Annotated in this window: 15 protein-coding genes and 3 pseudogenes; 6 read left to right on the forward strand and 12 right to left on the reverse strand. The window is 68.7% G+C overall.

Going from position 1 to position 19,531, the window contains the following annotated elements:
- Window positions 1–1,003: 1,003 nt before the first annotated feature.
- From ACZ5D2_RS28840 to ACZ5D2_RS28855, 4 genes are all read right to left on the reverse strand, one after another.
- Complete coding sequence (locus ACZ5D2_RS28840; RefSeq protein ID WP_468933255.1) at window positions 1,004–1,783, reverse strand: hypothetical protein; 780 nt, start codon at window positions 1,781–1,783, stop codon at window positions 1,004–1,006.
- 131 nt (window positions 1,784–1,914) lie between these two features.
- The gene (locus ACZ5D2_RS28845) at window positions 1,915–2,694 is read right to left on the reverse strand and encodes a hypothetical protein (protein ID WP_468933258.1); all 780 of its coding nucleotides are present in this window, start codon (window positions 2,692–2,694) and stop codon (window positions 1,915–1,917) included.
- A gap of 386 nt (window positions 2,695–3,080) precedes the next feature.
- Window positions 3,081–3,506, reverse strand: a complete 426-nt coding sequence (locus ACZ5D2_RS28850) for a hypothetical protein (protein ID WP_468933261.1) — start codon at window positions 3,504–3,506, stop codon at window positions 3,081–3,083.
- 44 nt (window positions 3,507–3,550) lie between these two features.
- Complete coding sequence (locus ACZ5D2_RS28855; RefSeq protein ID WP_468933264.1) at window positions 3,551–4,039, reverse strand: SGNH/GDSL hydrolase family protein; 489 nt, start codon at window positions 4,037–4,039, stop codon at window positions 3,551–3,553.
- Window positions 4,040–4,144: 105 nt separating this feature from the next.
- Between ACZ5D2_RS28855 and ACZ5D2_RS28860 the strand changes: the two genes are divergently transcribed.
- Window positions 4,145–4,549, forward strand: coding sequence for a hypothetical protein (locus ACZ5D2_RS28860; protein WP_468933267.1), 405 nt, complete (start codon window positions 4,145–4,147; stop codon window positions 4,547–4,549).
- On the opposite strand, the gene ACZ5D2_RS28865 is transcribed toward ACZ5D2_RS28860, so the two are convergent.
- The 6 genes and pseudogenes from ACZ5D2_RS28865 to ACZ5D2_RS28890 form a co-directional block, all read right to left on the reverse strand.
- Complete coding sequence (locus ACZ5D2_RS28865) at window positions 4,525–5,139, reverse strand: SMI1/KNR4 family protein (RefSeq protein ID WP_468933269.1); 615 nt, start codon at window positions 5,137–5,139, stop codon at window positions 4,525–4,527. The two genes, ACZ5D2_RS28860 and ACZ5D2_RS28865, sit on opposite strands and share 25 nt — an antisense overlap.
- Before the next feature lie 59 nt (window positions 5,140–5,198).
- Window positions 5,199–5,720, reverse strand: a complete 522-nt coding sequence (locus tag ACZ5D2_RS28870; protein ID WP_468933272.1) for a hypothetical protein — start codon at window positions 5,718–5,720, stop codon at window positions 5,199–5,201.
- A 430-nt stretch (window positions 5,721–6,150) separates the two neighbouring features.
- Window positions 6,151–6,806 (reverse strand): annotated as a pseudogene (locus ACZ5D2_RS28875) (contact-dependent growth inhibition system immunity protein).
- A 13-nt stretch (window positions 6,807–6,819) separates the two neighbouring features.
- Window positions 6,820–7,107 (reverse strand): annotated as a pseudogene (locus ACZ5D2_RS28880) (RNase A-like domain-containing protein); the annotation flags it as partial.
- 24 nt (window positions 7,108–7,131) lie between these two features.
- Window positions 7,132–7,704: a hypothetical protein gene (locus ACZ5D2_RS28885; protein ID WP_468933274.1), complete on the reverse strand. Its 573-nt coding sequence runs from the start codon at window positions 7,702–7,704 to the stop codon at window positions 7,132–7,134.
- A 20-nt stretch (window positions 7,705–7,724) separates the two neighbouring features.
- On the reverse strand, window positions 7,725–8,312 hold the full coding sequence (locus ACZ5D2_RS28890; RefSeq protein ID WP_468933277.1) for a hypothetical protein: 588 nt from the start codon (window positions 8,310–8,312) through the stop codon (window positions 7,725–7,727).
- Window positions 8,313–9,018: 706 nt separating this feature from the next.
- Here ACZ5D2_RS28890 and ACZ5D2_RS28895 point away from each other — a divergent pair.
- Complete coding sequence (locus tag ACZ5D2_RS28895) at window positions 9,019–9,294, forward strand: hypothetical protein (RefSeq protein WP_468933280.1); 276 nt, start codon at window positions 9,019–9,021, stop codon at window positions 9,292–9,294.
- A 355-nt stretch (window positions 9,295–9,649) separates the two neighbouring features.
- Complete coding sequence (locus ACZ5D2_RS28900; RefSeq protein WP_468933282.1) at window positions 9,650–10,066, forward strand: hypothetical protein; 417 nt, start codon at window positions 9,650–9,652, stop codon at window positions 10,064–10,066.
- 302 nt (window positions 10,067–10,368) lie between these two features.
- Here ACZ5D2_RS28900 and ACZ5D2_RS28905 read toward each other — a convergent pair.
- Together ACZ5D2_RS28905 and ACZ5D2_RS28910 are read right to left on the reverse strand one after the other, a co-directional pair.
- Window positions 10,369–10,518 (reverse strand): annotated as a pseudogene (locus ACZ5D2_RS28905) (transposase); the annotation flags it as partial.
- Between the two features lie 46 nt (window positions 10,519–10,564).
- Window positions 10,565–10,765: an IS3 family transposase gene (locus ACZ5D2_RS28910; protein ID WP_468933285.1), complete on the reverse strand. Its 201-nt coding sequence runs from the start codon at window positions 10,763–10,765 to the stop codon at window positions 10,565–10,567.
- A gap of 407 nt (window positions 10,766–11,172) precedes the next feature.
- Between ACZ5D2_RS28910 and ACZ5D2_RS28915 the strand changes: the two genes are divergently transcribed.
- From ACZ5D2_RS28915 to ACZ5D2_RS28925, 3 genes are all read left to right on the forward strand, one after another.
- Window positions 11,173–11,535 (forward strand): hypothetical protein, encoded by a 363-nt coding sequence (locus tag ACZ5D2_RS28915; RefSeq protein ID WP_468933288.1) that lies wholly within the window; start codon window positions 11,173–11,175, stop codon window positions 11,533–11,535.
- 854 nt (window positions 11,536–12,389) lie between these two features.
- Window positions 12,390–18,131: a PA14 domain-containing protein gene (locus ACZ5D2_RS28920; RefSeq protein WP_468933291.1), complete on the forward strand. Its 5,742-nt coding sequence runs from the start codon at window positions 12,390–12,392 to the stop codon at window positions 18,129–18,131.
- A gap of 68 nt (window positions 18,132–18,199) precedes the next feature.
- Window positions 18,200–19,291 carry an RICIN domain-containing protein gene (locus ACZ5D2_RS28925; RefSeq protein WP_468933293.1) on the forward strand — a complete coding sequence of 364 codons (1,092 nt, stop codon included), beginning with the start codon at window positions 18,200–18,202 and terminating at the stop codon, window positions 19,289–19,291.
- Window positions 19,292–19,531: the final 240 nt, after the last annotated feature.

The raw sequence follows: 19,531 nt of genomic DNA on the forward strand, positions 1-19,531 counted from the left end.
GCGGCAGCGCCGACGACGGCTCCGGCGGCCAGAACGGTCGCGGCGATACGGCGGACGGAGGAAGAAACAGACGACATGGGTGACGCTCCCTCAAGCAGCATGCCCCACCAGCCGAAACAGGTGGTGGCAGCGGTGCGGTTTCCCGGCCCGAAGCGAGCCGAGGCCCACACTCTCGACCCGGCGCCGGCTCCGCTGCAGCCCCCGCCTAGGCCGGTTACCGGAAGCGGACACTTCCGTCACGCTCGCCTGCACACTGCACACACATCAGCCAGGCGCGGCCCCGACAACCGGTGTTCACTGCACCCACCCGCCCGCCTCACCGGCACGGCGGTCCATGCGCACCGGCGCACTCAGGGAACCCGCCATCCAAGCGGAGCAGCATGTTCCGTAACGGTTGTTCGCCGGGCTTCTTCGCACACCCGCATCGAATCCGAACATATTCGCCTGCCGTCGGCCGCAGACCCTCGGAGCAGAAAACGGCCTGGCCGCGGCGCAAGGCCGGGCCGAGGCAATGTGCCGCGTTCTCGCGGGCAGCCCTGGCCTGCCCCCGCCCACGCGCCGGACCTGGTACCGATGCACGCGCGGAACCTGAGCGGACGACGCGGACGACGGCACGGCAAAGGCGTGACAGCTGCGCGCAAATCTCCGGGCGGCACGGCTCCCGTGCGCATGCGGTACGTCTGACGGGCCCCGGCCCTGCAGTACACGGCACCCGTGTACTGCAGGGCGAGTGCAGGTCCCCGTGGCGCGCCAGGAGCCGGGCCCCGTGGTTATCTCGGGTCCCGAAAATCCGTCAGGCACGTGAGGCAAAATGCGCTCTTCTGTTCCTGCCTCGCAGGTATCCGATGGTTCTTCTGGCATGTTGGAGATGCTGGTCTCCCCCGACTTCCTTCCGCTCGAAAGGACGGCCGTGTCCTTCCCGACCTGGCCGCACGCACGATTGGTTTTGGCGGACAGGGAACGTCGGCGCAGCCTGCCTGCGGGTTCGTGCGGCCTCTGAGGTCTAAAGCCGGGTGTTCGTGACCAGATCGACCACAGGGTGGTCGCCGTTGCGAAGCGCTGTTCCGTACAGGCTCAGCAGGCGAGCCAGGACGGTACGTGTCGGCAGGTCCCCCCTGGCAGGGTTGTCGTACTGGAGTGCGCTGCTGGCGGTGTCCGGCTGACGGGTGTGGAACGCCTGGCGGACCTCGGTGAGGTCGGGCTGATCCGCGAGCCACGTCATCGCCTGCACCAGATAGCGTCGGTCCCAGGTGTTCACGGGTACCGGCGGTAGGGGGCGCATGGCGCTCGGCTTCGCGAATCCGGTGAGGGTGGCGAGCCATCCGCTTGCCGCGTACGTCCACCATTCATCGGGCAGTTGGGTCGCTTCGATGGCCAGAGCCACCCCATCGGGCAGGGTTTCCGGGTAGTGCAGGGTCCGGGCGGTGCGCTCGATGATCTGGCGTAGGCCCGTACGCATCCCGGAGGCGCCGGAGGTAATCCGGCGTGCCACAACATCGGGAGCCACCGGACTCGGCGCCTGTCGGCCGGTGTACGGGGCGATCGGCCGCCAGCCGTGGACGCGGACCCATCCGTCTGCGATCAGCGACAGCTCGGGGTCGGAGGGGGGCTCTTCGGACGGGGTCGGGCGCTGGGTGTGCGTGGCGAGGAAGTCGCCGGCTTGGACGGCGAGCCGGGCCATTTCCCACTGTGCGGGGCGCCGGGCATCGGGGCAGGAGTCTTCGGTGTACCCCCACAGGGTCAGGGCGGGATACAGGGCCGGGTGGGTGCTGATGGTGGTCATGGTCGCTTCCGCTCGTCTGTGATGGCCGGGCCTACCCCTTGTGGGACCAGCCCGAATGCGGTGGTGCAACCCCGCAGCGGCGGGGACCAGTTCGGTTCACGCTAGCGGCACCGCGCGGCGCGCGCGGCGCTTCACAGCAGGTCGCTGCGGTGCCCCCGGCCCGGCCTCTGGGCGGCCTTGGCCTGTACCTCCGCGGTGGGGTAGCGGGCTTCCGTCCGGGCTCGGCCGCGCTCGTAGGCCGCCTCGATCCCCCAGCGCGACATCTGCTTACGGACGGACCCGCGCCCGATTCCGAGGTACTGCGCGACTTCGTCGGCGGACATGGACAACCTCTCCAGGCCTTCGCCGCCGGCAGGCGCGACGGCCGCGAGGGCCTGGCGGGCCCTCTCCGCTGCTGCGACGGCCTTGCGGGCGGCGTCGGCGGCCTTGGCCTCGGCGGCGAGCGCCTGCTCGTAGGCTTCCTGCCGGGCCTGTACCTCGGCTGTCCAGGTGGCGAGGTGGGATTCGACCGTCTCCCACAGGCGCGGCCAGGAGGACACTTCCTCGGCGGTGAGGGTGACCGTTTCGGAGCCGAGGACGGACAGGGTGTAGGCGGCGAGCTGCTGCGGCATGGTCATGTTGACGCGGGAGTGACCGGTGACCTCCAGTACGAGGCCGCCGCGCTGCCAGACGGTCGGGGTCCCCTCAGGGGTCTTTACCGCGGCCTTCATCTCGGCCATGAACTGGTCGAGCGGCTGGACCTCCTCGGCCTCGGGCAGAGTGTGACCGGCGACAATGTCCCAGAACTCGTCCGGCTCCACCTCATCGACGTCCTTGACACCCATATCCCGCAGGGCGGCGGCGATGGCGTCGATGTCGTAGTCCACCGCGCCGCCGAGGGCTTGCCCGATGCCGTACTTCAAGTTGTCCATGACTTCTCCTCCAGCACTTGGGGCGGATGCCTGAGATAACCTTGCCCCACGTGGGGCAAGGTGTCAACGGTGGCGTGCAGTCGAGACCTCGGAAGCGCTTCGGTCGAAGTGATTCCGACCACGTGCCTCATGTCCCTGCTTCGCCGAAAAGTCACCTGACCTGCGCAAAGAGCTGAGGATCCCTAGATAACGGTGGGGGCGCCGGCTCTGGTGGCACTCCCGTGCGCCAGCGTGGTCGTGCGGATTCCCCTGGTGGTGCAGCGGCTGGAACCGGCAGCGGGTCAGGGTCTGTCGCCGGGGGTGAACCCGGCGCCTCTCGATGGTTGCAGCCGGGCGCGGGCATGGCTGCCAGGAGGCTCTGTCGTTCTACCTTTCCCGCCGGACGATCACCCGCCCTGCGGGAGGCAGGAACCGTCGGGGTTGCGCCCTTCGGCCCTGACGTCCACGTCCCCCGGGCGGATCGTGGCGGTGATACAGATGCGGCCTTCGCCCAGCCCGATCCCGGCGGGACGATCCCCGCTCGCGGCCCGGACGTCGATCCGCGCCGACGAGGGCGGCGTGAGAGCTGCCCTCGTACGGTCGAGGAGTCGTTCCCCGGTCAGACCGGACTCCCCCTGGAGCTCCTTGGCCAGCGCTTCCACGGCTGCCCTGCGGGGCTCGGCGGCCTGACGTTCGGCCGGAGCGAGCGTCTCCCGCTTGGGCGTGCCGCGCGGGTTCGCGAACTGTGGTCCGGCGTGCTCGAAGAACTGCCAGAGGAAGACGAAGACGAGGCCGAGGAGGACGAGGAGGGGAAGCGTGCACCCGAAGAACACGACTCGCCCTGTTCCCCCGGTACGGCCTTCGGGCTGGGCGGCCATCAGATCGCGCCGTATCCGATGTCGCGCAGCTTCTGCTCCATCACCTTCGCGTGGCCCGTGGTTCCCGCGGTCTTGGGGTGGAAGGACTCCCGGCCCAGGCACGCGCCGCCCGCGACGTCCCCCATGCACGCCGACGGCTTGTCGCCCACCGAGTCGGGGAAGTCTCCGTTGTGGAAGTCCCGGTTCCCGTTGGGCCCCGCGACGATGGCGTTGATCCACTCATCGTTGTCGCAGGTGCCGTGGTTGCTGAAGGTCGCGACGGGGTCGGCGTAGGAGACCCGCGGGACCCCCTGAACGGCGGCCGCCTGCCTCCCGTTGACGTACTTGGAGAGACCGCCGAGCGCCTTCTGCTCGTTCACGTGGAACAGACCCGCCGCGATGCAGGCCCTGGTCCGGCTCATGAGTTCGGGGTAGCCCATGACCACGATGGTCGCACTGGTGGCGCGCACCTTGATGCTGCTGACCAGTGAGCCGAGGCTGGCGGTCAACTTGACCGCCAGGGCTTTGTAGCGGCATGAAGGTCGATCTGGGCGATCTCGTGGAACTGTCCCTCCGAGCGGCCGATCGCCGCACGATTGCTCCAGGATCCGGGGATGCCGTCCCCCTGGACGTTCCATGTCTGCGCGCCCGAGCAGGCGACGAACGACAGCTCGGCGTGTCGGTACAGGTGGCTCCGCCTGTTTCTGCTCGGCCTGGCGGCGGTGGTGGGCCAAAACGCCCTCGATGACGCCAGCGTCGGGACGGATGCCTCCAACCCACCCCGGCTGCACGACCTCCGCCACACCTTCGCCGTCCGCACCCTGCTGACCTGGTATCGCGACGGCGTCGACGTCCAGGCGAGGATCCCGTCGCTTTCCACCTACCTCGGACACCGGGAACCGTCCTCGACCTACTGGTACCTGTCAGCGGCACCCGAACTGCTGTCCCTGGCGGCGGCCCGCCGCCAGGGCAGGTTTTCGCGCTCGGTGTGGACTCACATACCGCGTTCTGGGCCGTAGACCTCGCGGGTCCGCTGGTCCGGTCCTGTGGGCAGATACTCCAGGAGGACGGGGCCGGGGTAGAGGGCCGCGCTGTCCCAGCCGGCCATCTCTTCACCGATCAGGTAGCGGTACAGCCACTCGGCGAAGTGCATGGGGTGGCCGGCCCAGTCGCCCGCCGAGCCCTGGACCACTATCCCGTCAGGGAACCCGTGGACCTCGGGGGCCAGGAAGACGGCCGCTCCCTGGTCCGTGTCGGCAAGCGGGATGAGGCCGTCGGGGGTGCCGAAGGTGATCTGCGGGCGATTGCAGATCACGCGGGGGTCAGCGTCGGGTTCCAGGTCGTCGTCCTCCCACGCCCGCCACTCGTTCCAGCCTTCCGCATCCGACCGGATCTGCTCGCCCAGGTTCCGCCATGCACAGGCCGGGTGGGACGAGAGGCCGAGGTGCCCGTTGAGCTGGACGGGAGCGTACGCATCGACGATCGCCTTGTAGTCCGGGGGAAGACTTCTCCCGATCTCCTGCTCAAGGCGTAGCCAGGCGGCAGGATCGGCGTAACGGGTCTCCGCGGGGCCGAGCATGTCGAAAACGGCCTGCAAGTAGTCGGTCATGGCTGCCCAAGGTGCTCGTTGGTGATGTCCAGGACAGCATCAACCACCTGGCGTGGCCTCTATCTGCCGGGGCCCTCGTCGTGAGGAGCCCCCAGTTCCAGGACACGCAACGCGGCCCGTGCCGCCTCTCCGGCCTCTGCCCGTGCCAGCCATTCCAGCGCGTCGCGGTCTGCCCACGCGCACACCTCGCGCAACTCGGTGGTGAGATCGAGTCCGATCTCTTTGCCGACCCAGTCCGCGACGACCAAGGCGTCTGCCACGACGGTCGGGTCGGCGGCGATGTCCGGCCCGAGCAGGGAGAGTCCGCCGTCATTGGCGCCGCGGGCGAGCGCGAGCGCCACAAGCGTCCACCGCGCGGTCCGGTCTGCGGGATCGTGTTGCAGCCGTTCCACGGTGAAAGCGTCGAGCTTGCAGATCGTGGCGTGATCGTTTGCCCAGCCGCGCCAGAACACATCGTCTCGCGGAAGGGCTTCCAGGACCCGGAGTCCGTCATTGAGCGCCCGCACCATGCGTTCGGCGAACTCGGGATGACCGGTGTCGTATCCGGACCGCCGCAGTGCGTCGACCTCGTTCTGGCTCATCGAGACATCATCTGTGGCCGACGAGGCCGATGTCTCCGAAAAAGAGGTCGGGCCCTTCCTTCCCGCGCCTGTCAGGGACGCGGATCGGCAGGACCCTGATCGCAAAGCCACTCGTCCGCCCAGCCTTGAGCCCGCAGACACTCCAGGTCAGATGTCACCCGATCAGGGTGGCTCCCGATCCCGCCGCCGATCATGGACCTCTGCCACTCTCCATCTCCCCCACAGACGGACCGATGCGGCTCCCGAAACCACCGCCGAAGCGGCTCTCATTCACCCCGCCGAAATCAGGGTGTTCCTGTCGAACACCAAGACCCGCCGCGCCGAGCTCGCCGCCTACAACCTCGCCGCGCCGGCCGACCTCGGACTCGACTGGGCTGCCTCAGGCTGGACACCCGACGAGAGGTGCCTGACCCGGCTGGCACCGGACGGGTCAGACACCCGCCAGTACCGTCGCCACCGACTGGAACCACGCCCCGTACGAGAACGGCTCGGGCGGGGCGACCTCCATGCCGAGTTCCGCAGCGGCCAGGGCGTAGTCACCTCGTCGCGCGGGAGGGCGAGGAGCTCCTGGAGCTCACCAACGAGGCGGGCGACGAGCTGGGGGTCGGTGGTTGCGGCGTACTCCGCGACCGCTGCCTCGTGGTCGGGGAACTCCTCGACGATGTCCTGCGAGAACCAGCCGCCCAGCAGCTGCGCGGTCTCCGGGAATCGTGCGTGCCACTCCCAGTGGGTCTGCGGGGTCCCCGGCGGCGGCACCTCGCCGTCCTCGACATTCTGCTTGCGGTGGTCGGCGAGCAGGAGGAGCCAGTCACCGATCACGGACTCGGGGAACCCGATGTCGGGGACGGCCTAGAACTCTCCGAGGTCGATCCGCAGGCGCCCCGGGGGGTTGCGGCCGTACTCGCGCAGCCGGCGCTCCGCCTCCGCGATGGCCCAGGGGCGGGTGTGCCAGGTGTGGCGCAGGTAGGCGTCCAGCGCGCGGCTGCGCTGCTCCGCCGTGTCGTCCGCAGGCTGGCCGAGGTAGGCGCGCATCACCTGGTCCAGCTCGCCGTAGCGCCGGTCGTGTTCGAGGGGCTTCGTGGACACGGTCGGGCTGCCCCTACAGGTAGAACGGGACGGTGGTCAGAACGACGAATCCGTACGGGACCGCAGGCTCACGGCGCAGGACGACGCGGGCGGCACGGACCTCGACGCGTTCCCGCGCGGCGAGCAGCATCGCCTCCAGCTGCACCCGGCCGACGGGCTCCTCACGGAACGGCCAGGCGGCTTCGAGGGTGAGGCGGGCCCGCGTCTCCTGGGCGAACCAGCGGTGGATGACCTGCTCGTCGGCGGTCACCACCTGCTGGGTGGCCCACTGGGCGGTCTCCCGGTCGGGGTAGGTGGCGGATCAGGCCAGCATCGGATCCTTGTCTCAATTCGCGTTGAACGACCAGAAGACGGCGACCTCGTCCGCGGACACCGCGATCAGGCCGAGATCCATCATGTAGTCGGTGAAGGGGTGGCCGCCTTCGAGGTCCCGCGCGAGGAAGTCGGGCGCGTCGGAGGCGCGCGCGAGGTCGGAGGAGGTCCGGAACGCCGCATCGGGGCCGAACCGGTCCAGCACGGTCCGGGCATCCGTGAGCACCGTGTCGCGGTCCTCCCGCGACCGGACCGGAGAGCCCTCGAAGAACCACTCCTGCGCGAGAGAGGCGAGCAACTCGACGGCGGCGCCCTCCGTGATCGGGCGGACCCCAGCGCGGAGGGCCTCGGCAGTCATGGCACGGAACGGGTAGTAAGGGGTAGCCGGCCTCCCACCCCTGCTCGAACGCGGTTCGATGGCGGACCAGCCCCGTGGGTCGGCCACCGAGCGCTCCATGACGGCGAGGACGTCCTCGGCCCAGTCCTCGTGCAGCCGGGGGCCGCTCCTGGCGAAGGTGTAGACGTCCTCCAAGAGCCGTAGCAGCGCGGCGTCCCAGGTGGCGGGGTGGGTGGATCGGGTAGGCATGGATTTCCTCCTGTCAGGGCTCAGATGTCGCCGAATGCCCAGAACAGCCCGACCTCGGTGTCGGAGACGACGACCAGGCCGCAGTCCTCCCCGTAGAAGGTCATCGGCGTCCAGCCCATGGGCTTCCCCCCGAAGTCCAGCGTGCCGATGTGCCCGGTAGAGCTGACGTTGGTGTGACAGGTGAACGCGTCCCCGTAGCGGGCGAGGATGGTGCGGGCCATGTCCTGTAGCTCGTCGAGGCTCTCGGTGAACCGTTCGAGGTTCCGCAGGGTGCAGCCGTCGTCGGTGAGTGCGAGCAGGAGATTCTCGGCGCTCGCACGGTCGAGCTCGTGCAACCGTTCCCCGACGTCGGCCGGGGTGAGCGGGCGGGACGGATCGGCCCTGAAGGACGGGCGGCAGAACGGGAAGGCGGCATGTTCCGAAGAGCGTTCGTTCGCGATGTGGTCGAGCCCCGCCCAGCCGCGCGGGTCGGAGACGGCGCGTTCCATGACGGCGAGCACGTCGGCCCGCCAGTCCTCGTGCTTGCGCGGACCGGTGGCAATGAACGCGAACCCGTCCTCGTACAGGTGCTGTACCGCGGATTCCCAGGACTCCTGGTCAGTGGACATCTTCGAAGAGCCTTTCTCACAAAGGGCTGGGCATGGACGTCATGACGGTGAACGGAGGATTGCGGCTGCTGTCGTACTTGATCCTCCCACCTGTACCAGTCCGTCTTCGGCCGCTCGACCTGACCGCCAGGGCAGCCCGCGGCTGCCGGGCCGGCAGTGGGCGACGTGACGACCGCCGTCCTCGTCACGACGAAGGCACCCCGTTCGGCCCGTCGGCCAACCGCGAATCGCCTTGGCGAAACGGACACGCACTGACCCGTCTCAGTGAAGGCATGACGGATCTCATCGAAGATGAACAGATGCCGGTTCGTCTCACTGAAGATGAACGCACCGTGGCCGCGGGCCGCCGCTCGCCGCTCGCGGGCCTCGCTCCGGTCGCCCCGGTCGCCCCGGTCGCCCCGGTCGCCCCGGGGCAGGATGTGGTGCTGCTGGCGGAGGTGGGGAGGATCGCCGGAGTGGCCCGGAGGGCCGTGGTGAACTGGCGCCGGAACCATGCCGACTTCCCGCGTGATGAGGCTCGACGAATCTCCCCACCCCGCGCTCGGGGGTGGGACAGACCTGCTCGCCCAAATTCCCCACCCCCTGGGTGTTGACCTGCGGTCGGACGCCACAGCGGAGGGGCGGCCCCGATCCCCGTTGCTGACAGCAACTGACTGGGGAACGAAGAGCGGCCCTGGGGAAAAATTCGGGATCCGCACCAGGCGGTATGGACGTGAGTCCAGAGTTCGACCGCCGCGCAGTGGGCGCCTGGCTCCTGGCTCACGGCAAGATCGAGATCCCGTCGGAGATGCCGTCGGCCACGGTGCTCATGGAGGGGGCAGAGGGCACGACCAGGTTCCGTCTCGACGGGCCGCTGCTGGTCCTGGCGGACGATGCCGAGGGGGAGGACCGGCTGTCGGGCTGGTCCACTGAGGCCGATGCCGACGCGCTGGCCGGCTGGCAGCGGGGGAGTTCGGAGCGGCGGTGCGCCGGCTGGCCGTGACGGGGGCGACTCCATTGGCGGTGCCGGGCGAGGTACGGGTGATCGACAGGCACTTCAATGATCAATGATGCCCGCCAAGCGCTGTCTCCTGACAACAGGCTGCGAGCCTTCAGGGATGCAAACACAGCGCTGGCTCGAAGCCTTGAAGAATGGACTGAGTCTGCCCGCTCGTATCTTGACGATGATGGCCACGGCTGACACCTGTACGTACCTTCCTTTGGGCTTTCCGGCCCATACGGCCTACGGCCGGCGCAGGCAGCTGCGTGGCGAAGGGGCGTATTTGCGGGTCGGTTCTTGAAACATCTTTGTAGCTGTGGCATTTTTCGTGCAGGACTGTATGAGCCATAGAGGAGTCATGGCCGGAATTCAGGGGCAGGATAAGGCGAGGAGATCAAGGAAGGAGATTTTTTGGCGCGTGCTGATTTGGGTGGTTGGCGGGGTGATTGTTGGCCTGATTCCCATCTGGATTGAGATCGGCAAAGAAGGTGATCACCCCTCCAAGAGTGCGGTTTTGCAAAAAGGAGACCTCTTTATTGCGTCAGCAATTCTGTGTGCTGCTGCCGCTGCAGATCGCATTGGAAGAGGGTTGGAGAAGTATGACTTCCTGGGGTTCGGGGCTGTTTCGGCGGCCGGTGCCGCGTTTCTAGGTAATACTATTTATTACATCATCCTTGGCGATCTGTCCGTTGATTTCCGAGTTGAGATGTCCGGCTGGCTCTTCCTTGCTGCCGTCCTTACCGGTGTCGCCTGTGTGGTAACGGGGGTCGAATAGTGGCCTCTTCCGAAGAGCTCTGGCCGGCGCTCATTGGTGTGGCCGGCGGGGTGGCAGGGGTGGCCGTTTCCTTGATTTCTCTACTTGGCAGAAGAAGTGAGAAGCCTGCCGTGAGAATCCAGATTGAGGATGCAGTAGGGCGACGTATTCGCATCAGCGAGGAATCGGAAATCTCTGCGTCTGAGCTTCGCGATGAAATCTTGAGAGAACTATCCGATAAACCGCCTGAGGCTCAAGACGGACGCGACTCGGGTCCCTCGAAATGACCACGCTTTAGGTTGGCGCTGCCTTTACCTCGATTGGATCACACAGGTCTGGACGGTGGCTCTGGGCCAGGTCGCGGTGATCGCGTCGGGCAGGCCTTTCAGGCCGCCGCAGGCCACGATGCAGACGTCCTCGATGCCCCGGTTCCGTAGTTCTGACAGGACTTCCATCCAGGTGGTGGCGCCTTCGCCTTCGGAGCCGACTGAGCTTCCCCCGTTGCGCGGGAGGTGCTGATTACCTGGTCGGTGTGGGTGTCGGTGGTTCGGATACCACTGGTTCGGCCGTCGCCTGATCGGCGTGGTACTTCGCCTCGTATTCGTCGGGGCTGAGCCAGCCGAGACGTTTTTGAATGCGGCGGGTGTTGTACCAGCCGTCGATGTAGGCGAACAGCGCGAGATCGGCGTCTGTGCGGGTCGCGAACGTCGTGCGGCGCACTCACTCGGCCTTCAGCACGCTCCAGAAGCAGCCCGGCCTCAGCGCCGGTGCTCAGCGGGCAGTCGCTACCGACGCGGTGCTCGTGGCACGCCGAAGGTCGCGGAGCTGCTGACGTGCGAGGCAAGGAGCAGTACCGGTGAGGCCGAGTTGGACGGATCCCGGACGGCCGACTCGCGGCGAGTCCTGTAAGGCGGGGCTCTGGCCTGCGGCGGTCCATCTTCGGTGAGACGAACCGGCATCTGTTCATCTTCGATGAGACCCGCGCCATCTTCGCGGAGACAGGTCACGCACCGGGGGCCTGACGGTGCCCGCCCGAAGAGATTTCAGGGCGGAGTGTCACACCGGCCCCCATTTCGGCACCTGTAGCAAATGACGGAGCTGCGTACCGACCCGAACAGGAATCTTCCATGGTTTACCGCCTCCTCGTCGCCGACCTCGTGGTCGCCTGTGTACTGGCCGCCTCCGCCTGCGGCCGCCTCACGATGTCACCCTCCGGTTCCGGCGCCACCTCGGAGGCGGCCTTGCCCCCGGGGCTTTCCTGGCAGACGGACGCCCGGGAACTGACGGCCAGCGATGGGCCGACGAATGTGGCCAAGGACGCCTCCCTATGGCTGCCGCCACGCGGCGGCACCCACTGCTGGTACGCGGCCGCCCAGGTACGAGTCGAGGCCGAGCACCGGCTGTCGGCCTCCGTCGCGGAGAGCACGGCGAGCCGCACCACCCTGCAGTCCTGTCCAGCCGCCGGCCCCGTCGCGGATGGCGGACAGTGAACACCGGCGCCGCCAGCCCCGTTCCCCTTCGACGGGGATCCGGCCCGCTGGAGCAGCGCCCTGCGGGAGGCAATGAGGCTCTACTGCTCTGCGGCAGCCGAGTTGAGCCTGCGGCCCACGGCCACGGCCCAGCTGCGCGCCGCCGCTGCGCAATTGCGGCTCATATGGGAGCGAACCGGCTACGGGTGGCTCCGCTGGGAGGCCGTCCTCACCGGGACTTCAGGCAGCGCTTTGCCCGTCGGGAGACTGCGGGAAGCGGGTGTCAGCGACCCTGACCAGGGCGTCGTCGGCCGATTGGCCTGCCGCACCGTGTGGGGCCGCCGGACACCGATGTACGTGCTGTCCGTGGGGAACGCGGGTCTCCTCCGGCCCGTCCCGGCCGGTCGCGCCGTCGCGTTCACCGCTGCCGTGCTCGCCGCTCTGGGGCCCGCGACCGCCGCCCTTCCGGGTGTACTGGGCCTGCTCGCGGCCGGGTGTTCGGCGTCGCGGTGACCCAAGGCATCCTGGCGGCCGTGCGGCGGGCCACACGCTGCCGGGTCCGGACCGTGACCGACGGCGAGTCGGGTCCCGTTGTCTTCTTTCCGGCTCGTCGCCTTCGAACAGCGGCGGCGCGTTCTCGCTCCGTGCCGCCGAGGTCAATTTCGTCCAAGACAGGTCGGGCAGTGCCTGCGTACTGTCACGCGCGGCCGAGGCACGCTCTCAGTCGCCGCCCGAGTCAACCGACCGGACGCCGAAGCAGCAGGGCCCACGTCCCACCGGGTCGCGGGTGTCGATGAACGTCGAAGCTTGGAGGGGCCGTGTTCGGGGGTAACGGCAGGGCGCGATTAACCGCGCGGTCGTGGTGGCGGTTCGGCATGTCCGTGCTGGCCGCGGTATTGGTGGTGGCACTGGCGCAACTGGCGGCCGTGCCGACGGTGTCCGCGGCGCCGGTGGCGAAAAAGGTGCCGCGGAACCTGCCGATCCTGTCGATTCGGTCGGCGGGGAAGCAGGGCCCGCGGGCCGAGCCGAAGCAGCCGAAGGCCGACTTCACGCCCTTGGCGACGGGTAGGCATCCCCGGTCCGACGCGCGGAGAGGAGCGCTGGCGGCGGAATCCGCGCCGCAGACCAGTCTGGTCTCGCCGGTCGACGGCGCGGTGGTGGGCTCGGAGACACCGGTGTTGCAGGTGGCCGCGGCCGGTGACGGCGTGCTGTACTGCTTCAAGATCTCCACCGGGTTCGACGGCCGCTCGGGCAGTGTGGTGGACTCCGGGTGCCTGGATCAGCCACAGTGGACGGTTCCCAAGCACGTGCTGCACGACGGCGGCCGCTATACCTGGACGGCCGCTACCGCGATGTCCGGCGACACGGACGCGACCGCGCCACTGTGGGTCGGGCACTTCACGGTCAACCAGCGGGTGGGAGATCCGGGGCCGGCGCCCACCGACCACCTGGGGCCGGTGACGGTCAACCTGTTCAACGGCAACGCGCACGTCGAGGCCGCCGGGCCGTCGTTCCAGACCGTCGGCGGACCGGCCGGGGTGAGCTTCGCCTACAACTCCCGGCAGGGCGCCCCGCACGGGGTGCGCGCCTCGTACTTCAACGACTCGCGGCACGCGGGCACCCCGGACGCGATCCCGGTGATGGTGCGCGGTGAGTCGCAGGTCAACCTGGACTGGGGCACCACGCGGACCGGCAACCCGGACAACCTGCCGTGGCGGGACAACCCGATGCCGCCGGCGCTGGACAAGAACTGGTTCGTCGTGCGCTGGGAGGGCCTGTTCAAGGCACCGGTCACCGGCGACTTCCGGTTCGGCGGGGCACACACCGACGGTGCGCGGGTCTGGCTGGGCGACAAGCTCGTGTACGACAATCCCAACCCTGGCGACCCCGGTGACGACTTCCTGCTGCCCGGCCCGCACCAGAACAGCGAGGTCGCGCTGAAGGCCGGTCAGGTGGTGCCGCTGCGCGTCGAGCTGTACCACCACACCGACCAGCGTCCCCGCATGGTGCTCTGGGCCAAGAGCAGCGTGGGCGCCGATGACCAGCGCAGTCACAACCTCGAACCGCGGATCGTACCGACGGAGTGGCTGTTGTCCGCGGACTCGCAGTCGCTGCCGGCCGGGTGGACGCTGTCCGCGCAGTCCAGCGGATACAGCCACGGCGAGATGCTGGACGGCTCGGTGGTGCTCACCGACTCCGCCGGCGGCAAGCACACCTGGGCCAAGGCCTCCACGGGCGGCTACACGCCCCCGGCGAACGAGGACGGCGTACTCGCCTTCGACAGCGCGGGCCGGATCACGGTCACCGAGGGCGAAACGGTGTCGGTGTTCAACCCCGACGGCACGCTGGCCGCGGTGGAATCGGTCCTCGACGGGAAGAAGCCCGCGGCCCTGCAGTACCTCTACAGCGGGACGCCGCCGCGGCTGACCCAGATCAAGGACCCGGTCTCGGGCCGGTCGCACCGGCTGTTCTACAACACCGACGGCAGCGACAGCTGCTACGGCGGGGTCTCCCGCCCGCCGGGCTCGGACTCGGCTCCGGCGCAGATGCTGTGCCGGATCCGGTACTGGGACGGTACCGAGACGCGGCTGTGGTACCAGATGGGCACCCTGGCCCGGATCGAGAACCCGGGCGCGGTCATGCAGGACTTCGACTATGTGGGCCGCGCCTCGGCCAAGGATCGCTACGACCAGGCGGGTGACAACGAGGAGGAGAAGCAGAAGGCCCTGGACAGCATCGGGCCGCTGGCCACCCTGCGCGGCAGCCTGGCTTATGACTGGGTGGCCCACCAGGCCCCGTCCGCGGAGAACGGCTGCACCAACACCGGTGACGTCGCCGCCGCCTGTACGGTGATCGGCTACGACTCCGTGATCGAGCAGCCCCAGGAACCGCCGGCCCAGCGTGCGGTGCAGGTCCTGGCCCCGGCCCCGGACGGCCGCTCGAGCGGGCTGCGGGCCGAGCACTTCTACCAGTACTACCTCGAGCGCAAGCAGGCCACCGTGGCCCTGGCCGGGGTCTACGACTCCACCCGTTCGCGCACCGTGACCTACGACGACGCCGGCCGCGCGCTGATCAGCACCGACTTCACCGGGGCGAGCATCTCCGCGGAATGGAACACGAAGGACCAGGCCACCGCGTCGGTCGACAGCGCAGGCCGGCGCTCCACCACGGTCTACGACCACGCCGACCGCCCGGTCGACAAGTACGGTCCCGCACCGGCGTCCTGCTTCACCGGACAGACCCCGACACCCGCGTGCGCGGCCAAGATGCCGCACAGCCACATCAACTACGACGAGCAACTGGCGGGTCTGTCGGCCGCCTACTACGACAACCCCGAGCTGTCGGGCGTGCCGAAGGAGTTCGCCACCGGGGTCGGTACCCCGGACGGGGCGCTGTCCCGGTCTTGGGGAGCGAGCCCGCCGGTGGCGAACACCGGCGGCTGGTCGGGCCGGTTCACCGGTGAGATGCAGTTCCCCGCCGCCGGGGACTACGGCCTCGGGTTCACCGCGGTCGACGGGGTCCGCCTGTGGGTCGACGATGTCCTGACCGTCGACAGCTGGGGCGACAAGTCCTCCACCGCGGTCACCGGCAAGTACACCAACGCCACGGCCGGCAGCTGGCACCGCGTCCGCGTCGACTACTACAACCGCTCCGGCACGACCGGGGCACTGGCCTTCACCTGGACCACACCCGGCACCAACACACCTGCGCCGGTGCCGGGGGCGAACCTCGCGCCCCGCTACGGCTGGGCGACCAGCTCCACCACCGACGACACCTCCGGCGGCGCCACGGAACGGGCACCGTCCAAGCGCGGTGCGACCGGCTATGCCGACCCGGCCGCGGGCATCGACCCGGTGTACGGGATCCAGGTGTCCGCGACGTCCGACCCCGGCGGTCTCAACCTCACCGCCCGCTCCACCTACGAACGTCCGGGCACGGGGTACCTGCGCAAGCTGGCCGAGGCGCTACCGGCCGGAGACGTCACCAACCCCGACCAGCGCGGCACCACCACCTACTACGGGGACGCCGAGACCCGTACCAACCCGTGCGATCCGAACGCCCCGGCCGCCAACCAGGGCGGCATGGCCAAGACGGTCACCGGAGCCAAGCCGGGCACCGGACCGGCGCTCACCGGCGAGACGGTCTACGACGAGGCCGGCCGGATCGTCGCCTCGCGCGTCAACGACGAGCCGTGGAGCTGCACCAGCTACGACGCGCGCGGGCAAGCGACCAAGAGGGTCTTCCCGGCCTTCGGGGACAAGCCGGGGCGCACGGTCAGCTACGACTACGCGGTCGGCGGTGATCCGCTCGTCTCGAAGGCCAGCGATGCGAGCGGGTCCATCACCACCGTGATCGACCTGCTCGGTCAGGAGGTGGCCTACACGGACGCCAACGGCGTCACCTCGGTCTCCACCTACGACCAGGTCGGCCGGCTGACCAACGACACGACCACGGTCAAGGGCGTGTCCAGCACCGTGTCCTACGCCTGGAACGCCGCCAACCAGCTGGTTCAGGTCAAGGTCGACGGCACCGTCGTCGCCACCCCCACCTACACCACCGCGGCCGAACTGGCCACGGTCGCCTACGGCAACGGATCCCGCCTCGACTCGCTGACCCGCAATGACTCCGGCAAGCCCACGGCACTGACGTGGAAGACCGTGGCGTCCACCGTGGTCGACACCGTCACCCGTTCCCGGGACAACCGCATCACCGACGACGCGGTGACGGAGGACGGCAAGACCAGCGCGGCCTACTCCTACACCTACGACGCGATGGGCCGGCTCGTGGCCGCGACCGTCCCGCACCACCAGCTCACCTACCGGTTCGATCCGGCCGACGGGTGCGGAGCCGCCAAGAACGCCGGGATGAACACCAACCGCACCGCGTCCACCGACAGCCTCAACGGCGCCCCCGCGGTCACCACCAACTACTGCTACGACGCCACCGACCGGCTGACCTCCACCAGCGGCGGCCTCGCGCTGGCACTCGCCTACGACGCCCGCGGCAACACCGCGAAGATCGGCGGCGACACCCTGGGGTACGACTCCACCAAGCGCCACGTCTCCACCACCACCGCAGGTGGCACCGCCATCGCCTACACCCGAGACCCGGCCGACCGGTTGACCAGCCGAACCGTCACCGGAGCCTCCGACCTGTCGAAGAACGGGACCACCCGCTACTCCTACACTTCCAAGCACGACGACGCGGACCTGGTCCTGGACAAGGACGGCGCTCTGCTGCAGCGGATCGTGGCCCTGCCCGGCGGGGTGCTGCTGACCAAGAGCTATGACAAGGCCGCCACCACCAACTGGTCCTACCCCAACATCCACGGCGACGTGCTGTTCACCGCCGACGGCACCGCTGCCCGAACCGGTGCCCTGCACCTGTACGACCCGTTCGGGCAGAACATCGATCCCACCACCGGCGCGTTCGCCGACATCCCGATCCCGGCCACCGCGGCCGGCGGCATGGACTTCGGGTGGCTGGGCCAGCACGAACGACCCGTGGAACACCTGGCCGGCCAACAAGCCATCGAGATGGGCGCCCGCGTCTACCTGCCAGTCCTGGGCCGCTTCCTCCAGATGGACCCGGTCGCGGGCGGATCGGCCAACGACTACGACTACGTCAACGCCGACCCCATCAACGGCCTCGACCTGGCGGGAACGTTCTCCTGGAAGTCGGTGGTCCACGTCGCGACCACCGCGGCCGAGGTGGTGGCCTACGTACCCGGCCCCGTCGGCACGGTGTCCTCCGGGCTGGCCGCAGCCGGCCAACTCGCCCAGGGCAACAAGGCCGCCGCGGCCGCGGACGCGCTCGGCATGATCCCCGGCGGCAAACTCGCCGGCGCCGTGGCCAAGAACGCCGCCAAGGAGGCCTCGACCCTGGGCAAGGCCGTCACGGCCGTCGAGAAGTGCAACTCGTTCTCCCCGGACACCCTGGTGGAGATGGCCGACGGCAGCACGAAACCGATCAGCGAGATCCACGAAGGCGACCAGGTCAAGGCCACCGACCCGGCCACCGACGCCACAGTCGGCGAGCCCGTCGCGGGAGTCATCGTCGGCCACGGCACCAAGCACCTGATCGACATCGGTGTCGGGGGCTCGCGACAGGCGACGATCACCGCCACCGCCGGCCACCCCTTCTGGGTCCACGGCCGCGGCTGGGTGAACGCCGGGGACCTCAGGCCCGGGGACCTCGTCCGTGACCCGTCGAGCATCGCGGCCGTGCAGGTCACCACGATCCGCGACCGCGGTGAGGTCGCCGACCAGACCGTCTACAACCTCAGCGTCAGCGGCATCCACACCTACCACGTCCGAGCCGGGGCCAACTACCTCCTCGTCCACAACTCCGCGTGCCCCATTCACGGTCCCAGCCCCTTCACGGAGTGCCCGGGGTGCAAAGTCAACGGCTCGGGGGAACGCAACGCGATCGAACGCGTGGCGGATCAGAAAGTAGGGATCCAGAACACCACCGAGGATGCCAGCGCACGAGCGAGGGGCCTGGACCACGTCGTCCACGCCCCGCCCGGCCCTGAGGGGGCGCTGGTCGCCGGCGCCCTAGGCGTCCGCATTGCGGGCGCGGCGGTAAAGGGCGTGATCAAGAAAATCCGGAAGTAGCGGAGCGCTGCCCGAATGATCGGCCGCCTGTCGTCGACCGGAATACGCATCATGAAAGGACCACGCGCGTGACCAGAACCACCACCAGAGCCAGAGCCAGAAAAAGAAGATCGCTGTGGCGGACGGCGCTCGTCATCGCCGCGATGCTGGGCGCCGCCATGGGGGTCGGCACCGCCCCGGCCAGCGCCGCACTCGTCCAGCTGACGTTCACCAACGTCAGCAACAACAAGCTGCTGGACGTGCAGAACGGCGACTACGAGGACAACGCGGCCATCTCCGTCAACCCGGCGCCGGGGTCCGCCACGACGTGGCGCATCAACACGGGCACCGCCATCGGCTCGGGGTTCGCCATCGTCAACACCACCACCGGCAAGTGCATGGACCTGACCACGGCCCGCTACCAACTGCGGCAGCAGACCTGTGACGGACGCACGACCGAACAGTGGTACTTCCAACCGATCGACGGATCCGCGAAGAAGGCCTTCAGGATCCGCCAGGTCGGCGACAACACCTGTCTGACCGTCCAGATACCGCCCAACACCGACAACTGGGTGTACACCTACCGCTGCGACAACACGCCGCAGCAGCAGTGGACGGTGCCCACCTCGGTCTACCAGACGGCGTGGAACACCGCCGTGGACTACGCGGCCGCCCGATGCGCCAAGGACTCCGCGACCTGCTCGTGGTCCACGGCCAGCCAGACACCGCCCTTCACGCTGCCGGAGACCTGCGTCTCCCCGATCTGGTTCAACGACACCTCGACCACGATCCCGTGGGAGTTCACGCTGAACACGACCACGGGGTGGACCAACACCATCGGCTTCAAACTGGACGGAAGCCTGAAAGTCAGTGGCAGCATCCCCGGTATCGCCAACCTCGAGCTCACCGTCAGCGCCGAGGTCAACGGCGCCACAACTCTGGACCTCAAACAGGAAATGGGCAACAAGCTGACCGTGAGCGTGCCCCCGCGCCAGTACGGGTGGGTCACGCTGTCCGAACTGGCCACCAAGGCCACCGGCACCTGGACCTTCGACACCCAGGGCTTCCCCTGGACCGCTGACGACACGATCACGGTGCCTCTCAAGTACGACGTCAACGGCGGTGCGAGCATCTACAGCGCCCGCACCCGGACTTCGTTCACCAACTGCGCCGGAGTCTGACCTCCAGGAGGGCAGCGGTAGGCGCACCAGCAAGTCAGCGAGCCGACGGCTCCTGGGACTCGGCGACACCGTCCCAGGAGTTTTCGGCGTTCAAGCGCGCCGTCGGATGCGGCGCTGATGGCGCTCCTTGAACTTGGCTGTGGCGGATATTTCGTGACGGTCAGTTCCAAACATCCGCTGTGTACCGTGGAGCCCGTTATCCAGCATGGTGTTCGTGGGGGACGTCGGAGACGTGGTGTG

It is taken from the genome of Streptomyces sp. NPDC031479, assembly GCF_055581065.1.

Excerpts from the sequence above, each read along its gene's own strand:
- ACZ5D2_RS28840 (WP_468933255.1), bottom strand. The coding sequence starts at position 1,783 with ATGACCACCATCAGCACCCACCCGGCCCTGTATCCCGCCCTGACCCTG.
- ACZ5D2_RS28845 (WP_468933258.1), bottom strand. The coding sequence starts at position 2,694 with ATGGACAACTTGAAGTACGGCATCGGGCAAGCCCTCGGCGGCGCGGTG.
- ACZ5D2_RS28860 (WP_468933267.1), top strand. The coding sequence starts at position 4,145 with ATGCCGTCCCCCTGGACGTTCCATGTCTGCGCGCCCGAGCAGGCGACG.
- ACZ5D2_RS28865 (WP_468933269.1), bottom strand. The coding sequence starts at position 5,139 with ATGACCGACTACTTGCAGGCCGTTTTCGACATGCTCGGCCCCGCGGAG.
- ACZ5D2_RS28870 (WP_468933272.1), bottom strand. The coding sequence starts at position 5,720 with ATGAGCCAGAACGAGGTCGACGCACTGCGGCGGTCCGGATACGACACC.
- ACZ5D2_RS28885 (WP_468933274.1), bottom strand. The coding sequence starts at position 7,704 with ATGCCTACCCGATCCACCCACCCCGCCACCTGGGACGCCGCGCTGCTA.
- ACZ5D2_RS28890 (WP_468933277.1), bottom strand. The coding sequence starts at position 8,312 with ATGTCCACTGACCAGGAGTCCTGGGAATCCGCGGTACAGCACCTGTAC.
- ACZ5D2_RS28895 (WP_468933280.1), top strand. The coding sequence starts at position 9,019 with ATGGACGTGAGTCCAGAGTTCGACCGCCGCGCAGTGGGCGCCTGGCTC.
- ACZ5D2_RS28900 (WP_468933282.1), top strand. The coding sequence starts at position 9,650 with ATGGCCGGAATTCAGGGGCAGGATAAGGCGAGGAGATCAAGGAAGGAG.
- ACZ5D2_RS28915 (WP_468933288.1), top strand. The coding sequence starts at position 11,173 with ATGGTTTACCGCCTCCTCGTCGCCGACCTCGTGGTCGCCTGTGTACTG.
- ACZ5D2_RS28920 (WP_468933291.1), top strand. The coding sequence starts at position 12,390 with ATGTCCGTGCTGGCCGCGGTATTGGTGGTGGCACTGGCGCAACTGGCG.